Raw genomic sequence first — 9,054 nt, 5'->3', positions numbered from 1 at the left:
TGTGGGGTGGCCGGCCCCGCTAACCCCCCCCCTGGGGCCCGGGCGTCCCCCAGCCGCGCCCCCGGGCCGCCCGGGGGGGGGCGGCGGTGGGGGCCGCGGTGGGGGGGCCGGTCGACCAGCCGGCCGGCGCCGCCGAGCTGTTTGAGATCGTTCAGCCGGATCAGGTCGGCCACCGAGCCGAGCCGGTAGAAGTCCCTGGCCCGCGCGGAGATCAGCAGTCGTACGGCCGCGGCGGTCTTGCCGGCGCCGCCGGGGCCGCGCAGGACGACGGACCGGCGCTGCCAGGCGTCGACGACGATGTCGTCCCAGCGGGGCGGCGAACGGAAGGTGTGCCGGACGGACTCGACCTCGGCGGTGCCCAGGGTGCGCAGTACGACGGGGTGTTCGCCCCCGGCGTGGATGACGACCTTGTCGCCCTCGATCCGGTCGCCCCCGATGTGGGTCCAGGCCGTGCGCAGCAGTCCGGCGCGCAGACTGCCCTGGCCGGTACGGGTGGTGGCCTGGCTGGCGCTGTCGCTGCCGCCGACGGTGCTGTCGGGGGCGGGCGGGGCCTGTGGGGCACCGGCCGGCTGGGCCGCACCGCCGCCCTCACCGCCCCCGGCGTTGGGCGGGGGCGAGCCGCTGCCGCCCCCGGGGCCGCCCTGCGGGGGCGGGGGCGCTCCTCCGGCCGGTGGCGCCGTGGGCGTGGGCGCGGGACCTCCGGGGCCGGGCGGGGCGCTCATGAACCGTCCGCGGTGGTGCCGCGCCGGGGCACGTCGTGGGGGCCGTGGTGGTGCACGATCTTGTTCCCGTTGACGTAGTCGCCGCCGACGTAGTCGCCGTTGACGGCCGTCGCGCCGTCGCCGATGGCGATCTGGCTGTTCGACACGCCGTCGATGCCGAGGCCGACGCCGAGCGAGGACGGCGGGACCGGGCTCCCCGGTTCGGTCCCACCGCCCGCTCCTCCCGCGGTACCGCCCGTGCCGGGGTCCGTCCCGGGTCTGTCACGTGGCGGCTCCCCCGAGTCCGCGGGGAGTCCGGGTGGCGCCGGGTAGCCGGGCACGGTGACCCAGCCCCGGCGCGGTTGGCCGTGCTTGGTGACGAAGTCGGCGGGCAGGTACGCCGCCGGGTCGATGCCGGGGTAGTGGCCCAGCACCACCTTGCGGTGGATGTCCTCGGAGACGACCACCACCAGGTGGGCCCGGCCGGCCCGGGCGAGCACCTGCTTGACGGGTCCGGCGTCGACGAGACGGGAGAGGTCGTTGACCGCGTTGCTGGTCCACCGCTCGCCGCGCCGGCTGACCAGCCCCTGCTCGAACCCGACCCGCAGCCGCATCCGGTGGTCGTGGTTGTAGGTGCCCCGGTGGTGGATCAGGGCGTCCTCCAGGCCCCGCACCAGCTCCCGTAACAGCAGGGTGGGTCTGGTCTCGGGCGGGGCGAGGATCAGCATGCCGTCCCCGCGGTCCTGCACCGCGCACCCGTCCAGGCCGAGCCCGGCCCGCCGTAACCCGAACTCGACCACCTGGTAGAGGTCGTCGTGCAGCGTCGCCTGGGTGGTCTCCGCGCGGAGACTGAAGTCCTCGATGTCGAGGAGCACGATCCAGTGGTTCTGCGGGTCTTCCGGAACCACCACCATGGGGCGACCTCCTGTGCCTGGAGCAGGGGGCCGCATTCGCCCCACGCGTATCTGGATAGGACCTGCCGTCGGCAGTGTCTACGCCATCTGGCGCACAGTGCTCTCTTGTCGACGTATTCGCCGCTGTTTCCGACGGAACATCACACGAATGCGTAAGATGCCTCGATCACGTTCACGCAACCCCCCGAACGAAAACTGTCGTTCCGTCATAATCGGTGCGCCAGATGGTAGTTGACTGACTGCCGCAAGCGCAGACGGATGGGTGAGGGGGCCCCTGGTGCGCCGGTTCCGCGTCCCGCCGCAGCTGCTGATCGGCTTCGTCCTCGGTCTGGTGGTCGTGGTGTGCGCCCGCTCCTGCGGCGACGGTCCCGCCGGTCCGGGCGGCGCCCCGGCGGCGGCCCCCTCGGCGGCCGACGGCAAGGCGCGCACCACCCGGGCCGGGGACCCGCCGGCGGACCTGCCCCTCCTGTGGCCCGCTCCGCGCAGTGTGCGCCGGGACGCCGGCTCGGTGCGGATCGGGCGCAGTGTGGCGGTGCGCGCGGACGCGGGGACGGACGCGGCCACCCTCGGCACCGTCACGCGGGCGCTGCGCGCGGCCGGCGCGGGCGAGGTCCGGCTGGGAGACGCGCCGCACTCCGGCGAACTGCTGGTCACGGTGGCGTCGGACGCCCGGTCGACCGCTCCGCGCTCACTGCGCGCCGCCCCGCCCGCCGGTCTCGCCGCCGGCGGCTACGTCCTCGCCGTCGGCACCGACCACGGGCAGCCCCGGGCCGTCCTCGCCGGAGTCGACGCGGACGGCGCCTTCCACGCCGCGCAGACCCTCGCCCAGCTGGTGCGTCCCGTCGGTTCGAGGACCGCCCGCGCCTCGCTGCCCGCCGTCCGCATCCGGGACTGGCCGGCCACCGCCGACCGCGGGATCGTCGAGGGGTTCTACGGCACACCCTGGACCCGGAGCGAGCGCCTGGAACAGCTGGACTTCGCGGCCCGCTGGAAGCTGGACACGTACATGTACAGCCCGAAGGACGACCCCTATCTGCGCAGCCGCTGGCGCGACCCGTACCCCACGGCCCGGCTCACCGAACTGCGCGCCCTGGCCGGCCGCGCGGCGGCCGACCACGTCTCCTTCGTGTACGCCGTGTCCCCCGGCCCCTCCGTCTGCTACTCCTCCGCCACCGACACCGCCGCGCTGGTGCGCAAGTTCCGGCAGCTGTGGGACGAGGCGGGGGTACGGGCCTTCGCGGTGCCGCTCGACGACATCGACATCGACCGCTGGAACTGCGCACGCGACGCCGCCGTGTACGGCAGCGGACGGGGCGCGGTCGGACGGGCCCAGGCCGATCTGCTGAACAAGGTGCAGCACCGGTTCCTGGACGCCCGCGCCGGTGCCGCGCCGCTGATCACGGTGCCCACCGAGTACGACGGGGCACGGGCCGGCGCGTACAAGTCCGCGCTGGCCGCGCGCCTGGACCGGGACGTCCGGGTCATGTGGACCGGACCGCTGGTCGTCTCGCCGACGCTGCGCACCGACCGGGCCCGGGAGGCCGCACGGCTGTACGGGCACCCGCTGCTGGTGTGGGACAACTACCCGGTCAACGACTACACGGCGGACCATCTGCTGCTGGGCCCCTACACCGGCCGCCAGAACACCCTGCCCGACGCGGTCGCGGGCGTGCTGGCCAACCCGATGAACCAGGCCGCCGCCTCCGACCCGGCGCTGTTCTCGATGGCGGCGTACGCCTGGAACCCCACCGCGTACCGGCCCGCCACCGCGCTCGACGCGGGCCTGTCCGTGCTGGCCGACGGCGACGGGCGCGCGCTCACCGCCCTGCGCGCCTTCGCCGACGTCAACCGCGCCTCCCGGCTGGACGGCACACAGGCGCCGCGGCTGGCGGCGCTGACGGCGGCGTACTGGCGGGGCGGCGCCGACGCGGAGCGGGCCCTGCGCGAGCACCTCACGGTCCTGGCGGGGGCGCCGGACACGGTCCCCGCGCCCCTGCGCGCCTCGGCCGCCCCCTGGCTGGCGTCGGCCCGTGACTGGGCCCGCGCCGCCCTCGCCGCCCTCGACCTGCGCGACGGCAGGAGCACCCGGGCCCGGGTCCGGTCCCTGCGGACCTCGGCCCGCTCCCACACGGTCGTCGACTGGCAGGGGCGCACCCGCGCGGTCGAGGTGGGAACGGGCGTCCTGGACACGTTCGTGACCCGGGCGCTGGGGTAGGCCGGGCCCGTTTCCCGGAGCGGGCAGCTCCCCGGTTCAGCCCCGGAAGTCCGCCGGCCGCTCCTTCGACGCCTCCGCCAGGGCCTTGGTCACTCCCGCGACGCCCTCGCGCAGTCCGTACACCGGGGTGCCGGGCTGCTGGTGCCAGGAGTCGTCGATGCCGCCCGCGTCGACCGTGTCGAAGCCGAGCTCGTCGATCAGGTCGCGCACGACCCGCTTGGCGGACTGGTCGTCGCCCGCCACGGGGAGGGCCATACGGTCGGGGGCACCGGCCGGGCGGGGACGCTCCAGAATGTCCTGGGCGTAGGTGCCGTTGAAGGCCTTGATCACGGGGTGGCCGATGTGCCGCTCGGTCCAGCGGCTCTCGGTGAGGCCCTCGTCCTCGATCGCGGCGATCCTGCCGTCGCGCTGCTGGGGGTAGTAGTTTCCGGTGTCGATCACGGCGACGCCCTCGGCCGCGCCGTCCAGCAGGCCGGACGGGAGGTTCGGAACCGCCTTCAGCGGGACCGTGACCACGACGACCTGTGCGCCGCGTGCCGCCTCCTCGACGGGGACGGGGGTCGCGCCCGTCTCCTCGGCCAGTGCGGTGAGCGTGTGCGGGCCGCGGGAGTTGGCGACGGAGACCTCGTGGCCGAGGGCGGTGAGCCGCCGTGTGAGGTTGCCGCCGATGTTGCCCGCGCCGATGATGCCGATCTTCATGACAGGCCCTTCCGGGGTCGATGCATGTGCATGCGTCTGCTGTGCGGCGTCAACCTCGGGAGCCGGCGGGCTATTCCGGGGACTGCGGCAATCGGATGATGCCGTCGGACCCGCACGACGATCCTGCCCGTGTGCCGGCCGGGCTCCGTCAGACGGTACGCGTCCCCGATGCGTTTCGGGCCGCCGAAGACCCGGCCACGACCGGGCCGGGGGTGCCGTCGGCGAGTCCGGGGCCGATGAGGTGGGAGGCACTCCGGGCGGCCGCGGGACTGGGCCGCCGCGCTGGACCCGGCGGTCGCGGCGGCGCTGCGCGCGATCCGCAGCTCGGCGCCCCGGTGCGTCCGTGGACGGTCGAGGCGCTCGGTGCCACCGCAGGCCCGTCCCGCGCCGCCTTCGCCCGCCGGTTCGCGGCGCCGTCCGGCGAGCCACCGCCGACGTACCCGACCTGGTGGCGCACGACCGCGGGCCGGCACGTCACCCGCACCATGACGGCCTCCCGCTCCGCCAGGTCGCCGAGCGCACCGGCCGCACCTCGGAGGTCGCCTTCGACGAGGCCTTACAAAGATGAGGCCTTACAAACGGGTGTGCGGGATGACGCCGGGCCGCTGCCGCAGGCCCGCCGGGCGCCGGACACGAGAGAGGGGGCGCCCCGCCGGACGCCCCCTCCGCTCAGGTCACTTGCTCAGGTAGGCCCAGAACTCGTCGAACGACAGGACCTTGTCGCCGTTGAGGTCGCGGGTCTTGATGATGGCCTCGGCCACGGTGTCGGTGACGTTCCAGTCACCCCCCTGAGCCAGGGCGGTCTTGAACTCGGCGGAGGTGATGAATCCGTCACCGTCCGCATCGATCCGCTGGAACTGCTTGCGTGCTTCCTCGATGTCCGCCACCGATCCGCCCCTTTTTGTCGCTTTTTCTGGGTTCTGCAGGCGTGCTGCCGCAGGTCAGACTAGCTGCCCGCGCCAGACTCCAGTGCGGCGACCACCCAGGCGAAGTCCTCCTCGTGGGCGGGCTGGGCCGTTCCCTTGAGAATCCCGAGCAGTTCCCGGTAGCGGGCGGCCCTGACGTTGTGGGTCGCCTTCATGCGGGCGAGGACGTCGGCCCGGTCGGCGTCGCCGAGCAGGTCCCGCAGCACCGCCTCGGCCTCCGGGGACCCCGGGGCGACCCCGCGCTCGCGGGCCCGCCCCGCCAGCTCGACGAGGCGCTTGAAGAACCACATCGACGCCCCGGAGCGAGCGTCGTGCCCGCGGTCGGCCGCGTTGAACTCGGCCGCCCTGCGCATCAGCGCCCGGAACTCGGGGTCCTGGATCAGCTCGGCCAGCTCCACCCAGGCGTCGACCTGCTCGGGCGTCGGGTCGTCCGGAAGGGCGGCGGCGGTGTTCCGCATCCGTGCGCGGATCTCCGGGTCCACCGTGTCCAGCCCGTGGAACATCTCGTCCACGAACTCCTCCAGGATCCGCCTCCGCTCGGCCGCCGACAGCCGCGCAAGCTTGTTCATGAGGGTCATCTCCTCTGCGGTCGAACCGCGTCGCGCCACGGTCGACAGCACCGCACGGGTCACCCTCAGCGAGGCGATCTGTGCGTCCAGGGCCGTCACATGGGCGGCGGCCACCTGCGCGACCGTCGTCTCACCCGCCAGCACCCGGCGCACCTGGTCCAGTCCCAGCCCCAGCTCGCGCAGGGTGCGGATCAGCTCCAGACGGGCGACGGACTCGGCGTCGTAGAGCCGGTAGCCGCCCGCGGAGCGGGTCACGGGGGACAGCACGCCCTCGTCGGACCAGTACCGGATGGTGCGGACCGTGAGGCCGGTGCTCCGGGCCAGCTCGCCGATGGTGAAAAGTCCGGTGCCGTCGTCGATCATGTCTGCGACTCTGGGGCTTCCAGTCGGTGGAGACTCAAGGGGCGGTCGTGATGGAGACCCTGCGGGACATTCTCGACGCCGCCGCGCGCGGTGTCTTCCCGCCCGGCGACGGCGGTACGACGGTCGTACCCCAGCACGCGCACCGGGACGCGGGCGTGATCGCCTTCACCGCGCACTCGGTCGTCTTCACGGACGAGGATCCTGAGTGGGTGCGCGAGACGCTGCGGGCGGCGGCGGACGGCTGCGACGCGCTCGCCGCGACCCTGAACGCGCGGTTCCTGGCGGCCCTGCTGGAGCGCACCGGCCGTACGACCGACACCGTCGACGCCCTCGCCGTCGGCTCGCCCCTGCCCGGCCGCCCGCCGCTCGCGCTCACGCAGACCGCCGGCGCCGGCCACCCGCGCGCGGTCCGGGCCCGCGCCCACCGCGACGACGTGCGGCTGTGGGAGGCGGACGGCGGCGTGGTGATCCTGGGGCGCGGGGTCGCGGGGCGGCTGGAGGTCGCGGTCGAGGTGGACGAGGGGGTGCGGCACCGGGGACTGGGGCGGCTGCTGGCGACGGCCGCCCGGCACCTCGCCGACGAGCCCGTGTGGGCCCAGGTCTCCCCGGGCAACGCCCGCAGTCTGCGGGCGTTCCAGGCGGCCGGGTATGTGCCGGTGGGCGCGGAGGCGCTGCTCCTCGCCCCCTGAGCGCGGGCCTGGGCCCTGCCGGCAGGTCCCCGCCTGCCCGGCGACGACAGGGCTCAGCGGAAGATGCCGGTGTGGCCGAGGGAGTAGCGGCCCGGCTGTGGGTACACGGCCAGGCCGTGCGGGCCGCTGCCGACCTTGATGCGGGCGATCTGGGTGCCGGTGCGGGTGTCGATGGCGTACACCTCGGAGTTGTAGCGGCCGGACAGCCACAGGACCTTGCCGTCGGCCGAGACACCGCCCATGTCGGGGCTGCCGCCGCCGGGCAGGGGCCACTTCTTGGTGAGCCGGTTCTGGGCGAAGTCGAAGATGGAGATGGTGCCCTCGCCCCGGTTGGAGATGTACATCTCGCGCGAGTCGCGGCTGACGTACAGGCCGTGGGCTCCCTTGCCGGTGTGCAGGAGCGAGGGTCTGTCGAACTTGTCACCGTCCAGGACCCACACTCCGTCGGCCATCATGTCGGCGATGTAGAACCGCTTGCCGTCGGGCGACATTTTGACGTCCTGCGGCATGGCGCCCTGGAACGGCAGCTTCTCCTGGCGGAGGACCTCCATCCGCGCGGTGTCGACCTTGAGCAGTTCGCCGCTGAACTCGCAGGAGACGATGAAGTAGCGCCCGTCGAGGGAGAAGTCGGCGTGGTTGACGCCGTAGCAGCTGACCGGGACGGTCTTCACGCGCTTCATGGTGTGCGCGTCGCGGAAGACGAGTTCGCGGTCGAGCGAGGCCATGACGACGGCGTACTTGCCGTCGGGCGTGAAGTAGAGGTTGTACGGGTCGTGGACGGAGACCGTCTTGCCCGCCTTTCCGGTGCTGGGGTCGATGGGGGTGAGGGTGTTGCCCCTGTCGTTGTTGACCCACAGCGTCTTCAGGTCCCAGGAGGGCACGACGTGCTGGGGCTGCCGGCCCACGGGGATCGTCTCGACGACCCGGTAGGTCGCCGGGTCGATCACGGAGACGGTGTCGGAGTTGGTGTTGGGGACGTAGACCCGGGACGGGAAGTCCTCCACCACCGGGGACAGCGCGCCCGGGCGGTCGGCGGCGTAGACGTCGTGCGGGTCGAGTACCGGCGGCATTCCGGGAAGGCCGTCGACCAGCTGCTTCTTCTCGGGCTTGACGGCCGCCTGGGTGCCTTGGGCCTCGTTCGCACGGGGCTCCGTGGTGCCGCTGTCGCATGCGGACAGCAGCGTCAGAGCGGCGAGGGCGGCACCGGCGGCCAGGGCGCGGGCGGTTCGTGTGGGGTGCATCAGCTCAGCAGCTCCGTGGTGGTGACGGCGCGCAGTTTGCGGCGGTCGAGTTCTTGGAGTACGGCGGGAAGGGCGGCGACCGTGTCCGGGTATCCGAAGTGCAGGCTCACCACGGATCCTTCGCGGACCTCGGCCAGGACCTTGCGGGTGACGGCGGGGGCGCCCGGCCGGGTGTAGTCGAGCGAGTCGACGTCGTACGACAGCACGTGCGGGTAGCCCGCGGAGCGCGCCAACCGGACAACGAGCGGGGAGGCCGTGGGGGCGCGGGACGGCCGGAACCAGGTGCCGATCGAGCCGGTGAGCCGTCGAAGCCGGTCCGCGCACTCGGTGATCTCGGCGCGGGCGTCGGACTCGGACATCGTGTTGACGGACACGTGCCGCTGGGTGTGGTTGCCCAGGTCGTGGCCGCCGTCGAGGATGCGCCGGGCGATGTCCGGATGCTCGTCGAGCCAGGTGCCGACGGCGAGCACGGTGACACGGGCGCCGTGCTTCTCGGCCTCGGTGAGCAGCGTCCGGGCCATGGCGGGGTCGCCCTGGCCGTGGAAGGTGAGCGCGACGCGGGAGCGGTCGCGGGGGCCGTGGGTGATCTGGGTGGGCTGGCGGGGGAAGGCCCGGGCGGCGGGGGCGGCGGGGGCGCTGGATCTCGCGGGAGTGCGCGCGCTGTCTCTTATACACAACACAGAGCCCACGAAACATCGAACAAACACGGATGGCCCGGAAAGAGTGAAAAAAATAGT

Annotated in this window: 8 protein-coding genes and 1 pseudogene; 2 read left to right on the top strand and 7 right to left on the bottom strand. The window is 73.6% G+C overall.

The genetic code is table 11. The features are described 5' to 3' along the window. Both ACFW2E_RS01000 and ACFW2E_RS00995 read right to left on the bottom strand, forming a co-directional pair. Positions 1-722, bottom strand: a pseudogene (locus ACFW2E_RS01000) (hypothetical protein); the annotation flags it as partial. Beyond that, positions 719-1,615, bottom strand: coding sequence for a hypothetical protein (locus tag ACFW2E_RS00995; RefSeq protein WP_384459343.1), 897 nt, complete (start codon positions 1,613-1,615; stop codon positions 719-721). The pseudogene ACFW2E_RS01000 and the gene ACFW2E_RS00995, both read right to left, overlap by 4 nt. Before the next feature lie 277 nt (positions 1,616-1,892). On the opposite strand from ACFW2E_RS00995, the gene ACFW2E_RS00990 reads away from it, so the two are divergent. Then, a complete protein-coding gene (locus ACFW2E_RS00990) occupies positions 1,893-3,830 on the top strand; it encodes a beta-N-acetylglucosaminidase domain-containing protein (RefSeq protein ID WP_384459340.1) in 1,938 nt (645 codons plus the stop codon). A gap of 36 nt (positions 3,831-3,866) precedes the next feature. Here ACFW2E_RS00990 and ACFW2E_RS00985 read toward each other — a convergent pair whose 3' ends face one another. From ACFW2E_RS00985 to ACFW2E_RS00975, 3 genes are all read right to left on the bottom strand, one after another. Next, on the bottom strand, positions 3,867-4,529 hold the full coding sequence (locus tag ACFW2E_RS00985; RefSeq protein ID WP_384459337.1) for an NADPH-dependent F420 reductase: 663 nt from the start codon (positions 4,527-4,529) through the stop codon (positions 3,867-3,869). Between the two features lie 674 nt (positions 4,530-5,203). Then, positions 5,204-5,416 (bottom strand): EF-hand domain-containing protein, encoded by a 213-nt coding sequence (locus ACFW2E_RS00980; protein ID WP_384459334.1) that lies wholly within the window; start codon positions 5,414-5,416, stop codon positions 5,204-5,206. 59 nt (positions 5,417-5,475) lie between these two features. Further along, positions 5,476-6,387: a MerR family transcriptional regulator gene (locus tag ACFW2E_RS00975; RefSeq protein ID WP_384459331.1), complete on the bottom strand. Its 912-nt coding sequence runs from the start codon at positions 6,385-6,387 to the stop codon at positions 5,476-5,478. 50 nt (positions 6,388-6,437) lie between these two features. Between ACFW2E_RS00975 and ACFW2E_RS00970 the strand changes: the two genes are divergently transcribed. Beyond that, positions 6,438-7,076, top strand: coding sequence for a GNAT family N-acetyltransferase (locus ACFW2E_RS00970; protein ID WP_384459346.1), 639 nt, complete (start codon positions 6,438-6,440; stop codon positions 7,074-7,076). Between the two features lie 53 nt (positions 7,077-7,129). On the opposite strand, the gene ACFW2E_RS00965 is transcribed toward ACFW2E_RS00970, so the two are convergent. Both ACFW2E_RS00965 and ACFW2E_RS00960 read right to left on the bottom strand, forming a co-directional pair. Continuing rightward, the gene (locus ACFW2E_RS00965; protein WP_384459328.1) at positions 7,130-8,317 is read right to left on the bottom strand and encodes a hypothetical protein; all 1,188 of its coding nucleotides are present in this window, start codon (positions 8,315-8,317) and stop codon (positions 7,130-7,132) included. After that, the gene (locus tag ACFW2E_RS00960) at positions 8,317-9,006 is read right to left on the bottom strand and encodes a polysaccharide deacetylase family protein (RefSeq protein ID WP_384459325.1); all 690 of its coding nucleotides are present in this window, start codon (positions 9,004-9,006) and stop codon (positions 8,317-8,319) included. The genes ACFW2E_RS00965 and ACFW2E_RS00960 overlap by 1 nt, the downstream gene beginning before the upstream one ends. Between the last annotated feature and the right edge of the window lie 48 nt (positions 9,007-9,054).

The sequence above is a fragment of the Streptomyces sp. NPDC058964 genome, from assembly GCF_042741275.1.
Taxonomy (GTDB): domain Bacteria; phylum Actinomycetota; class Actinomycetes; order Streptomycetales; family Streptomycetaceae; genus Streptomyces.
Note: the sequence above shows the minus strand (reverse complement) of the source record. Positions and strands in the feature narration are given on the sequence as shown.